The sequence below is a fragment of the uncultured Roseovarius sp. genome, from assembly GCF_947259555.1.
Classification (GTDB): Bacteria; Pseudomonadota; Alphaproteobacteria; order Rhodobacterales; family Rhodobacteraceae; genus Roseovarius.
On sequence record NZ_CAMYMD010000063.1, the window covers coordinates 1 to 16,868 of the forward strand.

General features: G+C 62.7%; 22 protein-coding genes and 2 tRNA genes. 10 read left to right on the forward strand and 14 right to left on the reverse strand.

What is annotated here, in order from left to right; genetic code table 11:
* From Q0X85_RS10460 to Q0X85_RS10470, 3 genes are all read right to left on the reverse strand, one after another.
* The coding region (locus tag Q0X85_RS10460) for a DEAD/DEAH box helicase (RefSeq protein WP_297771918.1) at window positions 1–1,235 on the reverse strand (1,235 nt) is incomplete at its 3' end.
* 455 nt (window positions 1,236–1,690) lie between these two features.
* A complete protein-coding gene (locus Q0X85_RS10465; RefSeq protein WP_297771845.1) occupies window positions 1,691–2,125 on the reverse strand; it encodes a VOC family protein in 435 nt (144 codons plus the stop codon).
* A gap of 54 nt (window positions 2,126–2,179) precedes the next feature.
* Window positions 2,180–2,569, reverse strand: a complete 390-nt coding sequence (locus Q0X85_RS10470; protein ID WP_297771847.1) for a DUF2147 domain-containing protein — start codon at window positions 2,567–2,569, stop codon at window positions 2,180–2,182.
* Between the two features lie 137 nt (window positions 2,570–2,706).
* Between Q0X85_RS10470 and hisA the strand changes: the two genes are divergently transcribed.
* A complete protein-coding gene (gene hisA / locus Q0X85_RS10475) occupies window positions 2,707–3,429 on the forward strand; it encodes a 1-(5-phosphoribosyl)-5-[(5-phosphoribosylamino)methylideneamino]imidazole-4-carboxamide isomerase (protein WP_297771849.1) in 723 nt (240 codons plus the stop codon).
* A 120-nt stretch (window positions 3,430–3,549) separates the two neighbouring features.
* On the opposite strand, the gene Q0X85_RS10480 is transcribed toward hisA, so the two are convergent.
* Complete coding sequence (locus Q0X85_RS10480; protein WP_297771850.1) at window positions 3,550–4,002, reverse strand: DUF302 domain-containing protein; 453 nt, start codon at window positions 4,000–4,002, stop codon at window positions 3,550–3,552.
* Between the two features lie 102 nt (window positions 4,003–4,104).
* On the opposite strand from Q0X85_RS10480, the gene hisF reads away from it, so the two are divergent.
* Genes hisF through Q0X85_RS10495 form a run of 3 tightly spaced genes read left to right on the forward strand, consistent with a single transcriptional unit; the run spans window position 4,105 to window position 5,474 of the window.
* The gene (gene hisF, locus Q0X85_RS10485) at window positions 4,105–4,869 is read left to right on the forward strand and encodes an imidazole glycerol phosphate synthase subunit HisF (protein ID WP_297771851.1); all 765 of its coding nucleotides are present in this window, start codon (window positions 4,105–4,107) and stop codon (window positions 4,867–4,869) included.
* On the forward strand, window positions 4,866–5,180 hold the full coding sequence (locus Q0X85_RS10490; RefSeq protein ID WP_297771853.1) for a phosphoribosyl-ATP diphosphatase: 315 nt from the start codon (window positions 4,866–4,868) through the stop codon (window positions 5,178–5,180). The genes hisF and Q0X85_RS10490 overlap by 4 nt, the downstream gene beginning before the upstream one ends.
* A 3-nt stretch (window positions 5,181–5,183) precedes the next feature.
* Window positions 5,184–5,474, forward strand: coding sequence for a Dabb family protein (locus Q0X85_RS10495; protein WP_297771855.1), 291 nt, complete (start codon window positions 5,184–5,186; stop codon window positions 5,472–5,474).
* Between the two features lie 119 nt (window positions 5,475–5,593).
* Here Q0X85_RS10495 and Q0X85_RS10500 read toward each other — a convergent pair whose 3' ends face one another.
* A complete protein-coding gene (locus tag Q0X85_RS10500) occupies window positions 5,594–6,901 on the reverse strand; it encodes an ATP-binding protein (protein WP_297771856.1) in 1,308 nt (435 codons plus the stop codon).
* Between the two features lie 39 nt (window positions 6,902–6,940).
* Here Q0X85_RS10500 and Q0X85_RS10505 point away from each other — a divergent pair, with 39 nt between their 5' ends.
* From Q0X85_RS10505 to Q0X85_RS10525, 5 genes are all read left to right on the forward strand, one after another.
* Entirely contained in the window at window positions 6,941–7,873 is a 933-nt protein-coding gene (locus Q0X85_RS10505; protein WP_297771858.1) for an MBL fold metallo-hydrolase, read from the forward strand.
* A 59-nt stretch (window positions 7,874–7,932) separates the two neighbouring features.
* Window positions 7,933–8,007, forward strand: a tRNA-Asn gene (locus tag Q0X85_RS10510).
* Window positions 8,008–8,466: 459 nt separating this feature from the next.
* Window positions 8,467–8,835: an Ltp family lipoprotein gene (locus Q0X85_RS10515; RefSeq protein ID WP_297771920.1), complete on the forward strand. Its 369-nt coding sequence runs from the start codon at window positions 8,467–8,469 to the stop codon at window positions 8,833–8,835.
* 116 nt (window positions 8,836–8,951) lie between these two features.
* A complete protein-coding gene (locus tag Q0X85_RS10520) occupies window positions 8,952–9,197 on the forward strand; it encodes a hypothetical protein (RefSeq protein ID WP_297771860.1) in 246 nt (81 codons plus the stop codon).
* A 90-nt stretch (window positions 9,198–9,287) separates the two neighbouring features.
* A complete protein-coding gene (locus Q0X85_RS10525) occupies window positions 9,288–9,548 on the forward strand; it encodes a hypothetical protein (RefSeq protein ID WP_297771862.1) in 261 nt (86 codons plus the stop codon).
* 279 nt (window positions 9,549–9,827) lie between these two features.
* On the opposite strand, the gene Q0X85_RS10530 is transcribed toward Q0X85_RS10525, so the two are convergent.
* The 4 genes from Q0X85_RS10530 to Q0X85_RS10545 all read right to left on the reverse strand — a co-directional run bounded on the left by Q0X85_RS10530 (window position 9,828) and on the right by Q0X85_RS10545 (window position 12,186).
* Entirely contained in the window at window positions 9,828–10,766 is a 939-nt protein-coding gene (locus Q0X85_RS10530; protein ID WP_297771864.1) for a glutaminase, read from the reverse strand.
* Window positions 10,767–11,405, reverse strand: a complete 639-nt coding sequence (gene hisH, locus Q0X85_RS10535) for an imidazole glycerol phosphate synthase subunit HisH (protein ID WP_297771866.1) — start codon at window positions 11,403–11,405, stop codon at window positions 10,767–10,769.
* Between the two features lie 3 nt (window positions 11,406–11,408).
* Window positions 11,409–11,996 carry an imidazoleglycerol-phosphate dehydratase HisB gene (gene hisB, locus Q0X85_RS10540; protein WP_297771868.1) on the reverse strand — a complete coding sequence of 196 codons (588 nt, stop codon included), beginning with the start codon at window positions 11,994–11,996 and terminating at the stop codon, window positions 11,409–11,411.
* 115 nt (window positions 11,997–12,111) lie between these two features.
* Window positions 12,112–12,186: transfer RNA gene (locus Q0X85_RS10545), tRNA-Gly, on the reverse strand.
* Between the two features lie 209 nt (window positions 12,187–12,395).
* Between Q0X85_RS10545 and Q0X85_RS10550 the strand changes: the two genes are divergently transcribed.
* Window positions 12,396–12,722, forward strand: a complete 327-nt coding sequence (locus Q0X85_RS10550) for a DUF1330 domain-containing protein (RefSeq protein ID WP_297771871.1) — start codon at window positions 12,396–12,398, stop codon at window positions 12,720–12,722.
* 325 nt (window positions 12,723–13,047) lie between these two features.
* Here Q0X85_RS10550 and Q0X85_RS10555 read toward each other — a convergent pair whose 3' ends face one another.
* The 5 genes from Q0X85_RS10555 to Q0X85_RS10575 all read right to left on the reverse strand — a co-directional run bounded on the left by Q0X85_RS10555 (window position 13,048) and on the right by Q0X85_RS10575 (window position 16,858).
* The gene (locus Q0X85_RS10555) at window positions 13,048–14,619 is read right to left on the reverse strand and encodes a GMC family oxidoreductase (RefSeq protein WP_297771873.1); all 1,572 of its coding nucleotides are present in this window, start codon (window positions 14,617–14,619) and stop codon (window positions 13,048–13,050) included.
* A gap of 28 nt (window positions 14,620–14,647) precedes the next feature.
* Entirely contained in the window at window positions 14,648–15,172 is a 525-nt protein-coding gene (locus Q0X85_RS10560) for a Twin-arginine translocation pathway signal (protein WP_297771875.1), read from the reverse strand.
* 57 nt (window positions 15,173–15,229) lie between these two features.
* Entirely contained in the window at window positions 15,230–15,625 is a 396-nt protein-coding gene (locus tag Q0X85_RS10565) for a VOC family protein (protein WP_297771877.1), read from the reverse strand.
* Window positions 15,626–16,012: 387 nt separating this feature from the next.
* On the reverse strand, window positions 16,013–16,306 hold the full coding sequence (locus Q0X85_RS10570; RefSeq protein ID WP_297771879.1) for a ribbon-helix-helix domain-containing protein: 294 nt from the start codon (window positions 16,304–16,306) through the stop codon (window positions 16,013–16,015).
* A 162-nt stretch (window positions 16,307–16,468) separates the two neighbouring features.
* Complete coding sequence (locus Q0X85_RS10575; protein WP_297771881.1) at window positions 16,469–16,858, reverse strand: MAPEG family protein; 390 nt, start codon at window positions 16,856–16,858, stop codon at window positions 16,469–16,471.
* Window positions 16,859–16,868 lie beyond the last annotated feature (10 nt).

Below are 16,868 nucleotides of genomic sequence, written 5' to 3' on the forward strand. Positions count from 1 at the left end.
CGACGCCGACCGCCACCGGGTTTGCCCTGCGCGGCCCCGCCGCCAAAGCCACCGCCGCCGCCACCGCGACGACGCGGGCCGCCACGGCCCTGCGGTTTTTTCTCCTTGGGATCGGGCAGCACTTCCCACGGACGGCCCGAGGCCACCGGGATGGTGGTGCCCAGCACCTTCTGGATATCCTTCAGCTCGCCCATCTCGTCCGGCGCGCAAAAGGCAATCGCCGCCCCGTCCTTGCCCGCCCGCGCGGTGCGCCCGATGCGGTGGACATAGTTGTCGGGCACGTTCGGCAACTCGAAATTGTAGACGTGCTTCACATCGGGAATATCAAGGCCGCGCGCCGCCACATCGGTGGCCACCAGCACCTTGACCTGACCGTCGCGGAACGCCTTCAAGGCCCGTTCGCGCTGGCCCTGGCTCTTGTTGCCATGGATCGCGGCGACCGAGAATCCGGCCTGTTCCAGCCGCTTGGCCAGCTTGTCAGAGCCATGCTTGGTGCGGCCGAAAACCAGCGCCAGCTCGCCCTTGTGCTTGCCCAGAAGCTCGATCAGCAGATCGGGTTTCGACGCCTTGGCGATGAAATGCACCTCTTGGGTGACCTTGTCGGCGGCCTTGCCCGGGGGGCTGACCTGCACCCGCTTGGGGTGGGTCAGATAGCTGCCTGCAATCTCTTCCATCTGCTTGGGCATGGTCGCCGAAAACAGCATCGTCTGACGCTCGGACGCAAGCAGCCCGGCGATCCGGCGCAGCGCATGGATAAAGCCCAGATCGAGCATCTGATCGGCCTCGTCGAGCACCAGAAAGTGCGCCGTATCAAGCCGCACGGCACGCCGGTCGATCAGGTCGAGCAACCGGCCCGGCGTCGCCACCAGAATATCCGTGCCCTGATCCAGCCGCTTGATCTGCGGATTGATCGAGGCCCCGCCGACCACGAGGTTGATCTTGATCGGGCTGTCCTTGACCAGCGGCAAGAGTGCGTCGCGGATCTGCCCGGCCAATTCGCGGGTGGGGGCCAGGATCAGGCTGCGGATCGTCTTGGGCGCGGGTTTGCCCGGCGCCTCCATCAGCGCGGTAATGAGCGGCAGGCCAAAGGCCATGGTCTTGCCGGTGCCGGTCTGCGCGAGGCCCAGCACATCATGGCCGTTCATCGCATACGGGATGGCATGGGTCTGGATCGGGGTGGGTTCGGTGATGCCGGTCGCGGCCAGCTTGCGGGTGAGCGATTGGGGCAGGCCCATTTCGTCAAAGAGGTTCAAATCGTATCCTTTCGGGGGCCAGGACATCTGCCCAAAGCCCGGTGCAGACGGCATAGATCGCCGCCCGGTCGTCGTGGTTGCACCTGACGGGCCAAGACAAAGGGCCGATTGCCCCCGCCTTCCGACAGGTGTTTGGCCCCACGCGTGATTTTGGGAACAGGTCCGCGACATTTCATAAGAATGGCCCGTTTCAGGGCCGTGCTGCTCACGCGGCAGGAAACGTCGGTTGCGATGGATATGGCGGTGTGGGCCGTGGAAGTCAAGCGCGCAGGCCGAAGCGGCGCGAATCGGCGACAGTTTTTGGCTCGGAGTTGCCTTTCGGGTGCCGTTCCCTGCGCGACAGGCGGTTCACCTCAAGGGCAGTTCGAGGCGAAGATCAGCCATGCATGCTCTCGCGCCGCTTTTATCCGTTGCCAAAGATCCGCCCGCCTGACGGCCTACCGCGCCCACAACCTTGGCTCTGCCATCTCCAGTGAATTCCCTGCCGGATCGCGGAAATAGATCGAGCGCGCGCCGGTTGGCCAGCGAAAATCCGCCTCGATTTCCACCCCGGCCGCGTCCAGCCGAGCGCACCAGTCGTCGAGTGCCGTGCCCGCCACCGCGAAGCAGAAATGCCCCGGCCCCTGTGCGCCGTGGGGCGGCACCGGCAGCTCCGGGTTGCCCGGCGGCTTGCATGTCTCGTCGGGGTTGAAGATCAAGAGCACGCCGTCGCCGACGCGAAAGAACACGTGCCGGTCCGCCACCCGCACGATCCGTTCGAGCCCCAGCACATCCTCGTAGAACCGCTCCGCCGCATCCAGATCATCGGCGTAGAGCGCGGCTTCGAGGATGGCGGCGGCCGGGGCGGCGTCGGGCAGGGCGTTGTCTATCATGGCCAGAGTTTACCGCAGCCGCGCCCCCGACGAAACCGGTCGGGGGCCGCCATGCTACTTTACCTTCCGCCAGGTTCCGCCGTCGCGGCAGATGAACATGACGCATCCGCTTACGCTCAGCCGGTCGCCCTCCAGCACCAGCTTGGAATTGTAGGTCTTGTCGCGATCCGGTGAATAGACCTTGCCCTCGTATTCGCCGTTCCCCACGGGCACGGTCTCGGAAATGATGTTGCGCCCGATATTGTCGCTCGCCATTTCCTGACCATTGGCGTCAAAGGATTTCACCAGCTCACCGCAGAGCGCATTGCCGCAGGGCTTGACCTCAATCAGCCCGGAATTTCCGTTGTCATCCTTGGCGGTCTGCCACGTTCCCAAAAGCGGCTCTGCCATCGCCATGCCGCTGCATAGGCTCAGCGCCGTAGTTATCGTCATAAGTTTACGCATCTTGTGTCCTCCCTGAGATATGCTGCGGAGCCTGAGCCATCCCGCTATGCCAAATCAAGTCTGACGTCGGGTCGCGTTGCATTTCGCGCGGGCGCATGCCAAAGGGCACGCGTCACAGCCTGCACGGAGTCCGGCCCATGATCCTTTACCCCGCCATCGACCTCAAGGACGGCCGTGCCGTGCGCCTGCTGCGCGGCGACATGGGGGCTGCCACCGTGTTCAACGACGACCCGGCGGCGCAGGCAATGGAATTCGTCGAGGCGGGCTGCGACTGGCTGCATCTGGTCGATCTCAACGGCGCCTTTGCCGGTGCGCCGGTCAATGCCGCCCCGGTCGAGGCCATCCTGAAACGCTGCAAGGTGCCCGCACAGCTGGGCGGCGGCATCCGCGACATGGCGACCATCGAGGCGTGGCTCTCCAAGGGGCTGGCGCGGGTGATCCTGGGCACCGTGGCGGTGGAGAACCCGGCGCTGGTGCGCGAGGCCGCGCGCGCCTTTCCCGGTCAGGTGGCGGTGGGCATCGACGCGCGCAATGGCCTCGTGGCGACCAAGGGCTGGGCCGAGGAGACGGATGTGGATGCCACGGACCTCGCGAAATCGTTTGAGGACGCAGGCGTGGCCGCGATCATCTATACCGACATCAACCGCGACGGCGCGATGCAGGGGCCGAATGTCGAGGCCACGGCGGCGCTCGCCCGCGCCGTCTCAATCCCCGTCATCGCCTCGGGCGGGGTGTCGTCGCTGGGCGACCTGATCGCGCTGCGCGATTGCGGCGCATCGCTGAACGGTGCGATTTCGGGCCGCGCGCTCTATGACGGCGCGCTTGACCTCAAGGCAGCGCTTGCCGCGCTGCGCGACTGACGCCCGCCAAGATCCCTGTGTCATGCCCCGGCCTGACCGGGGCATCTCTCGCCAGACATGGGTCTGCAACGAGATTGCCCGGTCAGGCCGGGCAATGGCGGCGTGTATCGTGGCCGCGCCTCACTGCCCCGCCGCTTTACCCGTCAGCTTGCCGAGCGCGCCACTCATCATCTTGAGGTACTCTGCATCGTCCGAAATCGAGAGATCGTCGAACATTTCCTTGGGGTCCTCATAGGCGAGCCACGTCTGGCCCGCGCCATCCTGATAGACCAGCACTTTCATCGGCAGGAACAGCCCCGCCACCGGGTCGTCCTGCATCGCCTGCGTGCCGATCTTGGGGTTGCCGAAGATCAGCACCTGCGTCGGGGCCAGATCCATATCCACCGAAGCCGCACCTGCGGCATGATCGACGCGGGCAAAGACATTGGCCCCGGCGCCCGTCACGGCCGCCTCAAGCCGGTCCATGGTGGTGGCCACATCGCCGGAGGACTTGACCTTGACGATATCGTCATTGCTGGCCAAGGCAGGCAAGCCGGCCAATGTGATCGCCGCTGCGGCAAGAAAACGCTTCATGGTAAACTCCCTCGATTCATAAACAGATAATGCCCGCATCCTCTGGCATCTTGGCCGGAATGCCCATAAACAACGCCGTGAAATTCCTGTAACAGCGACAATATGCTCAAGACCCGTATCATTCCCTGTCTCGATGTCGCCGATGGCCGCGTGGTCAAGGGCGTGAATTTCGTCGATCTGCGCGACGCGGGCGATCCGGTCGATGCCGCACGCGCCTATGATGCGGCGGGGGCGGATGAGCTGTGTTTTCTCGACATTCACGCCACGCACGAGAACAGGGGCACCATGTTCGACGTGGTGCGCCGCACCGCCGAGCAATGCTTTGTCCCGCTGACCGTGGGCGGCGGCGTGCGCACGCCAGAAGATGTGCGCGCGCTGCTGCTGGCAGGGGCGGACAAGGTCAGCTTCAACTCCGCCGCCGTGGCCGACCCGGATGTTGTGGCCCGCGCCGCCGACCGGTTCGGCAGCCAGTGCGTCGTGGTGGCGATCGACGCCAAGACCGTCAGCTCCGGTAAGTGGGAGATTTTCACCCATGGCGGGCGCAAGCCCACCGGCATCGACGCGGTGGAGTTCGCGCGGCTTGTGGCCGCGAAAGGCGCGGGCGAGATCCTGCTTACCTCGATGGACCGCGACGGCACCAAGGCGGGGTTCAACATCCCGCTCACCCGCGCCATCGCCGATGCGGTGGATGTTCCGGTGATCGCGAGCGGTGGCGTCGGCACACTCGACCACCTTGTCGAGGGTGTGACCGAGGGCCATGCCTCGGCGGTGCTTGCCGCCTCGATCTTTCATTTCGGCACCTACACCATTGCCGAGGCCAAGGCGCATATGGCCGCCGCGGGCATTCCGATGCGGGTGGCGGCATGACGCTAGACGATCTCGCCCGCATCATCGCCGCCCGCGCGAGCGCCGATCCCGACAGCAGCTGGACGGCAAAATTGCTCGCCAAGGGCCCCGAGAAATGCGCCGAGAAATTCGGCGAAGAGGCCGTCGAGGCAATCATCGAGGCAGTGAAGGGCGACCGCGCGCGCCTGACCTCCGAGGCGGCGGATGTGTTCTTTCACCTGCTGGTCATGCTGCAATCGCGCGGTGTCGCGCTAGATGACGTGATGGCCGAACTGGCGCGCCGACAGGGCACCTCAGGCCTCTCTGAAAAAGCCTCTCGTTCGAAAGACTAGGACATGATCCGCCATATCGTTTTTTTCTCTGCCGCCGATCCGGCTGATATCGAGCGCATCCGCGAGGGTCTGATGATGCTCGCTGAAATCCCCCATTCGAGCCATTTCGAAGTAGGGCGCAACCTGCAAAGCGATTCGATCTCGCAAGAGCGGGTCGATCTGGTGGTGTATGGCGAGTTTGCCGATGAAGACGCGCTTGCGGCCTACAAGGCGCATCCGATCTATACGGACTGCATAGCGCGCGTGAGACCCCTGCGCGAGTTACGCATTGCCGCGGATTTTGCCAGCGCCTGACCGATTGTCGGCAGGGCGCCTGGTGCTGCCGCTTTTGCTAAGATGGCTCGTTTTGCGCAGCGATAGCCGGAACCCGCGTTAACGCGGACGACAAGCTCTCAAAGTCTGGACAAAAGGCTTTAGCGGGCAATCACGATATCGGCACACAAACCGCCCAACCGGCTGCTCTCGGCCAAGCGCAGCGTTCCGCCATGCGCGCGCGCCACATCGAACACGATCGACAGGCCCAACCCCACGCCGGTACCGCGGTTCTGATTGCGTGCCGGCTCCAGCCGGGTGAAGGGACGCACCGCGTCCTCTCTGCTGTCCTCGGGAATGCCCGGACCGTCATCCTCGACCCGGATACGTAGCGATTTCTCGCTCAGCGTGACCGAAACCTCGGCGCGCGTGCCGTAACGCACAGCATTGTTGATCAGGTTCTCGACGGCCCGCCGGATATTGTCAGGCCGTAAAACGATCCGGCCTGCGCCCTCCGCTTCGACCAGGCTCACGGACACCTGCGCGCGCTGCGAATCCTCGACAATCCGGCGTACAAGCGAGATCGGGTCCACAAGCTCGGCATCCCCCTCCTGCGCGTCGCGCACAAAGGCCAGAAAGACATCGAGCAGGCGCTCCATGTCAGCCACGTCACGGCGCATCGGGTCCGCCTCTTCATCGTCTAGCATCGCGAGGCTCAGTCGCAGGCGCGTGAGTGGCGTGCGCAGATCGTGACTGACGCCCGACAGCATCAGTGTGCGCTGTTCGATCTGCCGCTCAATTCGCGCGCGCATATCGAGAAAAGCATTGCCCGCTGCGCGCACCTCGACGGCACCAGCCGGCTTGTAGGGCATGTGCCGCCCACGCCCAAACGCCTCGGCCGCCTGGGCCAGACGGGTGATCGGTCGCAATTGCTTGCGCAGATACAAATAGGAGATGATCGTCATCAATGCGCCAAAGACGACCATGTTGACAAGCAGTTGGTGCGGTTGGCGCGCCGAAACCCTGCGGCGGTCGAACACCATCTCTATCCACTCATCCTGCGTTTGAAAGAACAAGCGGACGAGGTTGTCATTCGAGAGATCGACCCGTGCAAGGTTCGGGAAGGTGGCCTTGAACTCGCGTGTCACGACAATACCGGAAAAATCGTACCAAAGCCGCGAATCCTCCTCCGGCACGGCCGCCGGTGAAACAGCCCTCTGGGCAATTTTCAGAATCGAGTCGACGCCGGCATCCGTGGCGGCCGGCCCGCCATCTCCCCGCATCGCGAGAATGGCGCGGACCTCGCGGCTAACCGTCTCGGTCATCTGTTGCGTGACGCCTTCGTAATGGCGTTGGATGAACACCACAGAAACCACCAGCAACAGCGTGATGACCGGCGTCAGCAGGATGAGCACCGCGCGGCCATAGAGGCTCCGGGGGATATAGGGTTTGAGCCAGCGAAACGACATGGTTAAACCTAACGTCGGGCAGGTCGGGAAGGAAGAGCCATGCAACTGGATCAGGGAGAAATGCCGCCCGTCGGCGTGGCCGAGGATATGGGCGATGGTCTGCGCCGTATTCTTGCCCCCAACCCGTCCCCCATGACATTCTGGGGGACCAACAGCTATATTCTCGGCGACCGGCAGTTGGCCGTCATCGACCCCGGCCCGGATGACGCCGCGCATCTCGAGGCCATCCTGCGTGCGGTCAAGCCGGGGCAGGGCATCAGCCACATCTTCGTCACCCATGCACATCTCGATCATTCGCCTCTTGCGGCCCGCCTGGCAGAACGGACAGGCGCACCAGTGCTGGCATTTGGCGATGCCTATGCCGGTCGCAGCCCGGTCATGGCCGCACTATCCGGGACGGGCCTGATCGGTGGTGGCGAAGGCGTGGATCACGACTTTGTCCCCGACCGTGCGTTGTCCGACGGCGAAACGATCGAGGGCGAGACTTGGCGTGTCACCGCCTATTGGACGCCCGGCCATTTTGGCAATCACATGTGTTTCGCGGTCGGGGACACGGTGCTCACAGGCGATCTTGTGATGGGATGGGCCAGCTCGCTGGTCTCGCCGCCCGATGGCGACCTGTCACAATTCATGACCTCCTGCGCGCGGTTGCAAACTCTCGGCGCGACACGCTTTCTGCCCGGCCATGGAGCGCCGATCACCACGCCGGCCGATCGCCTCGATTGGTTGATCTCCCATCGGCGGAAACGCGAACAGGCGATTCTGGACATACTTCGTCAAGGCCCGCAAACCGCCACGCAGATCGCAGACCGCCTCTACACCGACACACCTGCCTCTCTCCTGCCAGCAGCCAGCCGAAATGTTCTGGCCCATCTCATTGACCTGGAAGAAAAATCCCGTGCCACTCCACAAGGCCGCCTGTCGACGGATGCCGTGTTCACATTGAATTGCAGAAACGGACGCGAGCGATGATTTTTTTGTCACAAAGGCTCTGGACCTCACCAAATCCGATTGCTATACGGCCCAAGTGTTCCGGCGTAGCTCAGCGGTAGAGCAGTTGACTGTTAATCAATTGGTCGTAGGTTCGATCCCTACCGCCGGAGCCAAAAATCCACAAGAAAGTAGATACTTAGCTTTAACTCCACTAAGCGGCCATGGTGGATTTTGGCTTGGGATAAATATCTGGGGCAACAGCTCCCAGCGGGAAGTGTGTTGCCAAGGCGCAACGGAATCAGCCGGCCCCATTGCTCAGCCCCGTGCGGGCGGCGATACCGATAGGCGGAGTTCAGGCTTTCTTGCGTAGCGCGAAGGCGATCTGGCTGGCTGGCCTATGGCGCGGCGCTCAATGAAGGGCGGGCGCTGTTTCCAAGCAAAGCGCCAAAACGCCGATCACAGACAGGCATTGGCCGCGTTGACTAATCAGCGCGAGAAGGCCGGAGGGCCACCCAAACGTGGGCTCTGGGCGCGTTTGGTCGGGTAGCGTTTAAGGCAGTTTCAATTTATGAGGTTGCGCTGTGCAAGGAGGCTATTCTAAAAGTAGATTTAGTTACGGAGGGTTGAAAGATATGATTAAATTTATGGGGATAGCCGTCTTATCATTTGCCATGCTGGGCGCTTCGATAGCTTCAGCTCAAAACTTAACCGGCCCGCAGAAAAACGCCGTTAGGTCTGCAAAGAATTATCTGAGTTTTTCAGGATTTTCTCGAACTGGTCTTATCGCTCAGCTATCCTCTCCATACGGTGATGGCTATAATGTTGCCGACGCTACAGCAGCTGTAAATAGCCTGTCAGTTGAGTGGAATGCTCAGGCGGTCCGATCCGCAAAACAATATTTGGAAATGATGGGATTTTCGTGCAATGGGCTCATCGAACAGCTTTCATCGGATGCCGGTGACAAATACACGAGAAGTCAGGCTACCTATGGAGCGCGGTAAGCCGGTGCCTGTTGAACCTTGGCGAGACCGATCCGCGACAAGGCCAGCTGGCAATCAAGAGATTTAGTACCTTCAGAGTGCTTTAGCGCGTCAGCACTCGCTGAATGGATGAAAAGATGACCACTAAATCGATTATATTTGTTTGCGTAGGGATAGTGATGGCTGCGGTCATATTTGCGTATTTTTCTCTTACAGTATTTCTGATTCAGCCTATCGGCGCATTACCAGAGGGCGGAACTCTTGTAACAGCACGCGTCGGAAAAACCAGAGTCGTGGACAGCGCCGATGCTATCTGTGAACGAGAAATGGGAGGGGTCAGCCTGCTTTGCCGCAGTATGATGATGGGAAAATTTTTTGGATGAAACGAATGTCTACTTCCGTCTTTCGTACAGTGAGACTTTGTATTTATGGTCAACTGGCGGCAGAGAGTATGGAGGATAAGGAAAGATTAAATGGAAGTTCTTATAATAGCAGTACTAATTGGACTGATCCCTGCTGCCATCGCTCAGGGAAAAGGCAAGTCCTTCATGCTTTGGTGGATATACGGCGCAGCCTTATTCATTGTGGCTCTCCCGCATGCGCTTATTATTCGGGCTGATGATCGTGTAATTGAAAGCAAACAGCTTAGTTCTGGGATGAAGAAGTGCCCGAGTTGTGCGGAAATGATCAAGCAAGATGCAAAAGTTTGCAAGCATTGCAGAAGAGACGTTTGACTTGAGCGCAAATTGAAAACGGCCTACTTCTTGAGGGGCAGGCCGTCATTCCGTTCACGGTCATCGGCTTCCCAGCCTGTACCTCTTAACCATGCTACATGAAAATTCCGTTCTGCAAGTATCCTCGACTCGGGCGATTTGGTCAGTACTGCCGCGCCCCTTCGGCTTCCAGCCGGGCGCGCTTGCGCTGCATCTCTATCAGAAGCCGGTTGACCTGCGCCTGTGCGGCCTCGTGAGGCGTCTTGCCTTCGTCCAGCGTGAGGTCGGAAACCGCGCCGCTCAGCCGCCCTTCACCTCCGGTCCGAACACCGACCAGCCGGTGCGCGCCGTCAGCCGTTCCATCGCCTCGGTTCCCAGCTTGGAATTGCCGTAGTGATTGAGCCCCGGCGACCACACCGCTACCGATGCCACCCCCGGCACGATCGAGAGGATCCCTCCACCCACGCCGCTCTTGCCCGGCAGGCCCACGCGAAAGGCATAATCGCCCGACCCGTCATAGTGCCCGCAGGTCATCATCAGCGCGTTGATCCGCCGGATCCGGGCCTGTGACACGAGGCGCGGCACGCCTGGGCCACCGACCAGAAAACGCCCGGCATCGGCCAGTTGCGCGCAACTCATCTCTACCGCGCATTGGTGGAAATAGGTGCCGAGCGTCATCTCGGGCGAATTGCTCAGGTTGCCATGCGACCGCAGGTAATGCGCCAGCGCCAGATTGCGGTGGCCGGTCGCCGTCTCCGATGCGGCGACCCGGTCATTGATATGGATCGCCTCATCCCCCGCCGCCGCCCGGATGAACCGCAACAGCGCGCCAAGCGCCTCGCGCGGGCTCGCCCCTTCGAGCACGGCATCGGTGGTGACGATCGCGCCTGCGTTGATGAACGGGTTGCGCGGACGGCCCTTTTCCAACTCCAGGAGCAGCATCGAATCGAACGCCTGCCCCGACGGCTCGCGCCCGACGCGGTTCCAGAGCCGGTCGCCCAGCCGGCCAAGGGCCAGCGCCAGCATGAAGAGCTTGGATACCGACTGGATCGAAAAGGCCACGCCGGCATCGCCCGCTGTCAGGGTCGGCTGTCCGGGCCGGGCGACAGCGATGGCAAACTGATCCGGATCGATACAGGCCAGTTCGGGGATGTAATCGGCCACCTTGCCGCGCTCGGAGGCGTCGCGCGCCTCGGCCGCGATCCCGTCGAGGATGGCCTGCAACGGGTCGGCGGCCATTCAGGGGGTCCAGGTCAGGAAATTGGCGATCAGGCGCAGCCCGGTGGCCTGGCTCTTCTCTGGGTGGAATTGCGTGCCGACGAGGGTGTCGCGCCCGACAACGGCGGTGACCGGCGCGCCATAGTCGGCATGCGCCAGCAGATGCGCCGGATCCTCCACCCGGAAATGGTAGGAATGCACGAAATAGGCATGATCGCCGGTCTCGATCCCGTCGAAAATGGCGTGCGGCTGGTCGATCACCAGATCGTTCCAGCCCATATGCGGCACCTTCAATGCCGGATCGGCGGGCGCGATATGCTCGACCGTGCCGCCGATCCAGTCAAATCCGGGCGTCTCCTCGTATTCCATCCCGCGCGTCGCCAGCATCTGCATCCCAATGCAGATGCCCATGAACGGACGCCCGCCGCCGATCACCGCCGCCTCGATGGCCTCAAAGACGCCGCGATGATCGTAAAGCTCGGTGCGGCAGGCCGGAAACGCCCCGTCGCCGGGCAGCACGATGCGATCCGCGCGCCGGATCACCTCAGGGTCGGAGGTGACGACCACCTCACCGGCACCGGTCTCGCGCGCCATGCGCTGAAACGCCTTTTCCGCCGAGTGCAGGTTGCCGCTCTCGTAATCGACGATGACGGTGGTCATAATTTACAAGCTGCCCTTGGTCGACGGAATCGCATCCGACTTGCGCGGATCGCTTTCCAGCGCCTCGCGCAAGCTGCGCGCCACCGCCTTGAATGCCGCCTCGGCCATGTGGTGGCTGTTGAGGCCGTGCAGCGCATCGACATGCAGCGTGATGCCGCCATGGGTGCTGAACGCCTGAAAGAACTCGCGCACCAGTTCCGTATCGAACGTGCCGATCTTGGCCGTGGGCAGGTCCATGTTCCACACCAGATAGGGCCGCCCCGACAGATCGAGGGCGGCGCGCACCAGCGCGTCATCCATCGGCAACAGGCACGCGCCATAGCGGCGGATGCCGCGCTTGTCGCCAATGGCGTGGCTCAGCGCCTGCCCAAGCGCGATACCCACATCCTCGACCGTGTGGTGATCGTCGATATGCAGATCGCCCGTGCAGCGCACCGTCATGTCGATCAGCGAATGCCGCGCCAGTTGATCCAGCATGTGATCGAAAAAGCCGACACCGGTCTGGTTGTCATAGCTGCCGCTACCGTCGATGGCGATTTCGACGGTGATCTCGGTCTCTGCGGTCTTTCGCGTGATCGTGGCGTTGCGCATGGGGCCTCCGCTGATGCTTTGGCGCTCTATACTGCGGCTTGATCCACAGGCCAAGAGGGAAGGCCACGACCACCCCGGCGGATCGCCCCATATCTGTCTGGTCTGAGAGAGAAAATGGAGCGGGCGAAGAGATTCGAACTCTCGACCCTTACCTTGGCAAGGTAATGCTCTACCCCTGAGCTACGCCCGCGTCCTTGGGTGAGCCGTGATCTATAAACTCTGGCGCGCGGCTGCAAGAGGAAAATTGCAGATTGCTTGGAAAATTGTTGCCGGCTCCGGATTGCGGACGGGCGGGCCCTGTTGACGCAATTGTGTTTCCCGATTCTGCCTTTGGCCGCTAGGCTCTGGCTTTGTCGGGGCAGGTGTCAGGCCCGCCCCTTGAACTGGAGGAGTACCTATATGCCAGCCTATCTGATTGCGCAGGTCAAGATTACCGATGATTCCTGGGTGCCGGACTATGCGGCCAGAACCCACGATATCGCCGCCAAACATGGTGGCCGATACCTGTCTCGCAGCGCCAATATCGAGACGCTCGAGGGCGCAGCGCCGGATACCACGCTGATCGCGCTGATCGAGTTTCCGTCGGCGGATGCGGCGCGCGCCTTTGCCGAGGATGCCGAATATGCGCCGCTCGCACAGGCCCGGCAGGCCGGCAGCGAGGGGCATTTCTGGGTGATCGACGATACCGATGTGGCAGGCTCGATCCCGTATCTGCCGAAAGGGTAGGGCAGGGCGATGCTGGCCTGTCGCTGGCGTTGACGTTCAGCCCCAATGCGCGGAATCAAGGTGCCGCAGGCACCGCCGCGCAGCGCCCGACCGCCCCCCGGGCGGGCGCTTTTGCAACGTCATGCGCCCGCGCATTCGCTGCAGTATTTGGCTGCCATAAAGCGCGCCCCGTAAAGGTTGCAGCGCCCACCCACGGTCGGGCACCGCGCGGCTCATCTCGGAAACGTCAAGGTCTGCAACAGACCAACTCCCCCGCAGCCAGCCCATACTGTCCCCCGGCACCCTGGGGAGAGGAGGGCACCGGGAGAGAACGCACAGCCCCGTCTCAGAGGTTGCCGCGTGACATCTCACCCGCGATGTGGTCGGCCTGCCGGATGGCTAGCGCCACGATCGTCAGCGTCGGATTTTCCGCCGCCCCGGTGGTGAATTGCGAGCCGTCCGAGACAAAGAGGTTGGCAATATCATGGGTCTGGCCCCATTTGTTCACCACCCCGTCGCGCGGGTTTTCCGACATCCGGTTGGTCCCGAGGTTATGCGTCGACGGATAGGGCGGCGTCGGCAGCGTGCGCGTGGCCCCCACCGCATCGTAGATCGCGGCCCCCTGCGTGTAGGCGTGGTTGCGCATCGCGATATCGTTGGGGTGGTCGTCGAAATGCACATTCGCCACCGGCAGACCGTACTGGTCCTTGACCGCGTGGTTGAGAGTGACGCGGTTGGTCTCCTGCGGCATGTCCTCGCCCACGATCCACATGCCAGCCATGTTCTCGTAGGAATCGAGCGCGGTGGTGAATTCGCGCCCCCACCCGCCGGGATCGAGAAACGCCGCCATGAAGGGCAGGCCAAGCGCCAGCGTCTCCAACTCATAGCCGCCGACAAACCCGCGTGAGGGATCGTGCCGCGCCTCGTCCTGAATGATGCCCGCCATCGTGGTGCCGCGCCACATCTTCACCGGCTTGTCGAAAATGCCGTAGACCGATCCGGTCATGTGCCGCATGTAGTTGCGCCCGACCTGACCCGAGGAATTGGCAAGCCCGTCGGGGAACATCGTTGAGGCGGAATTGAGCAGTATGCGGGGCGACTCGAAACTGTTGCCCGCGACGCAGACCGCGCGCGCTTTCTGCATCTGCAGATTGCCGTCGGCGTCGAAGTATTCGACCCCCGTCACCGTGCCACTGTCATCGTGCAGGATGCGCGCCACATGCGCCTTTTCGCGCACTTCCAGATTGCCCGTCGCCTCACCGCGCGGAATATCGGTGTAGGCCGCCGACCATTTCGCGCCCCATTTGCAGCCCTGAAAGCAGAACCCGGTCTGCTGGCAGGCCATGCGCCCGTCGTTCTCCTCCGAATTGATCGCCATGCGGCCGGTATGGACCTCGGTGTAGCCCAGCTTTTTCGCCCCGGCCTCGAACACCTTGTAATTGTTGCAGCCGGGCAGACCGGGCATGTCGTTGGTGCGGGTCACGCCCAGCTTTTTCTCGGCCTTGTCGTACCACGGGGCCATTTCCGCGCCGTCGATGGGCCAGTCCAGAAGGTTGGCGCCCTGCACCGGGCCATAATTCGTCGCGGCCTTCCACTCATGGTCCTGAATGCGCAGCGAGGCGCCCGCCCAATGGGTCGTGGTGCCGCCCACGGCCTTGACGATCCAGGCGGGCAGCCCGGAAAAATCCCGTGCCACGCGCCAGTCGCCGCTTGTGGTGCGCGGGTCGAGCCAGGCCAGCTGCCCGAAACTTTCCCATTCGTCGTTGACGTAATCCTCGGGCAGGTAGCGCCCGCCCGCCTCCAGCGCCACCACGGACACGCCGCGTTGCGCCAACTCGTTCGACAGCACGCCGCCGCCCGCGCCGGTGCCGATGACGACGATCACAGAGTCGTCGCTCAGATCAAAAGGTGCAGCCATAGTTGGGTCCTCCTCAGTTGGCTATGGCTCAGAGCCAGGTGATGTCGTCGAAACCGCGATTGATGTAACCGCCCTTGGAATAGGACTCGCCCTCATAGCCAAACAGCGGCCAGACCGCCTTTTGGTTATAAAGGCCGGTCACCAGACCGCCGCGCACCTGCTGAAAGAACGCACTGTCCTCGATGCCGCGCAGGATATCGACGCGGTCGCGCTCCCACCCGACGCTCAGGTAATCGGCATGGCCCTTGCCGCGCGCGGCGGCGTTCAGCATCTCGATGCCCGCCTCGGTCGTGTCGACTGCATCGGGCACGTCATATCCCTTGACCGCAACGACGTAATATTCGTCGCTCAGGTGGTCATGTGGATAGATATCCCGCGCCATCTGCACCAGTGTTGCGAAGGTCTCCGGCTTGAGCGCGTTCATCTCGGTCGCCCAGGCCGCATCGCTGCCAGCCACGAAACTGCTGCCGACGACAAAGCTTGCGCCCGCCGCCATGGATCGCGCGAGCAAGTCGCGCCGTGAGAGCCCCTGTCGGGCTTTGGTCTCGGTCATTGGTTCTCCTCCCATGAAATGAAACGGGCGCGGCTCTCCCCGGCCGCGCCCGTGCTGTCATTTGAAGCGCCCGCCGCGTTGCAGGACCTCGATCTCGTAGCCGTCCGGATCGGCGACGAAAAAGAACGTGCCCACGAGTTTGCCGTCCGGCGCGAATTCGACGATTTTTCGGGGGTTGAGGCCCTCGGCGATGAATCGCGCATGCTCGGCCTCCAGATCCTCGACCAGAACGGCCAGATGGCCATAGCCGTCGCCCAGGTCATAGGGCTCGGTGCGGCCCTTGTTGACGGTCAGTTCCACCTCGAAGGGGCTTTCGGCGTTTGACATGTAGACGAGGGTGAATGTCTCGAAATCCAGCCGGTCGGCCACGTCGAGCCCGAATGCGCGTTTGTAGAAATCAACCGACCGCGCCTCGTCGAGAACGCGAATCATGCTGTGAATGGCTTTGGCCATCATGCCCTCCGGATCGTTGCAGTTGGTCCGGAAAGTTTACCAGCGCGGGCGCGGGGGCGGGTAGTAAGGGGTTACTACAGGGGGTTGGGGGGCTTTTGGCCTGGAGCGGACCTTTGCCGTTATGCCCCTGCGCGGAATCAAGGGCGAAGCCCGCCGCGCATCGCCGGGCCGCCCCCCGGCACGGCGATTTGGCTGCAACCTGCTCAGAGTTCGGATGTTTTTCGGGCTTGGCTGTTATAAAGCGCTACAAAGCTGATGCTGGATCGCCGTACCGCGGCCCGTCGATGCGCGGCTCACGTCAACGGCAGCTCCAGACCATTTCTGCCCTCCCCTCAATTCCGCATCGGCATCCCGTCCTCCCAGCGAAAGCCGATGCCGCCGCCTTTGTCACTCCGCCGCGATCTGACGTTCCTCCGCCTCCAGCGGGGTCTCGCGGTGCACAAGACAGGTGCAGCGCAACAGCGAGGTGAAGTTGGCCGGCTCGCCATGCAACTCCAGCACCTCGGCATGCAGTTTCGAGACGAAACCGGGCGTGCTCAGCCCCTCGCTCTCGGCGATTTCATCCAGAATGCCCCAGAATGATTTCTCCAGCCGGATGCTCGTGCTCTGGCCATTCAGGCGCATCCGGCGGGTTTCCAGCGTGTAACGGTCCGGGTCCTGCCCGGCAAAGAGTTGGCACATGTCTTGGTCCTCCCTCGTCCGGCGGGCGGCCCCCCGCGCGCCGGACCTCAGTACCTGATAGCATCATGGCCGATTTTTTCCACGCGGGGAAGCCTGCCGCGCGCTCAGCCGCGGTGCCGCCGCGTCTGGCAGACCGGACCGAGCATGATCGCCCCTTCCGGTTCAGGCCAGCGCGTGGCCAATGCAGGCCAGCGCCGAGATGGCGATCATGGCGAAGGTGAGGATCATGCCCGCGCGGCGCAACAGCATGATCTGCGGCGTGCGCCCCAGTCCGATGGCGTGTATCACCCGCCCCGCGAGCAGCATGAGCCCCAGCAGGTGCACCACCCAGAGCGGTGCGCCCTGCAATTCCGCAAGCGTCAGCAGGATCAGCGCCATCGGCGCATATTCGGCAAAGTTGCCGTGGACGCGGATGCGCTTGCCAAGCATCTTGTCGTCGCCATCGCCAAGCGTCACCCGGGCGGTGAAGCGTGTGGTGATAACGCGAATGCTGAGGATCACGAACAACAGGCCCAGAAGGCCCGCATAGAGCGGAGTGACGGTAAGCGACATGTAGGGGACC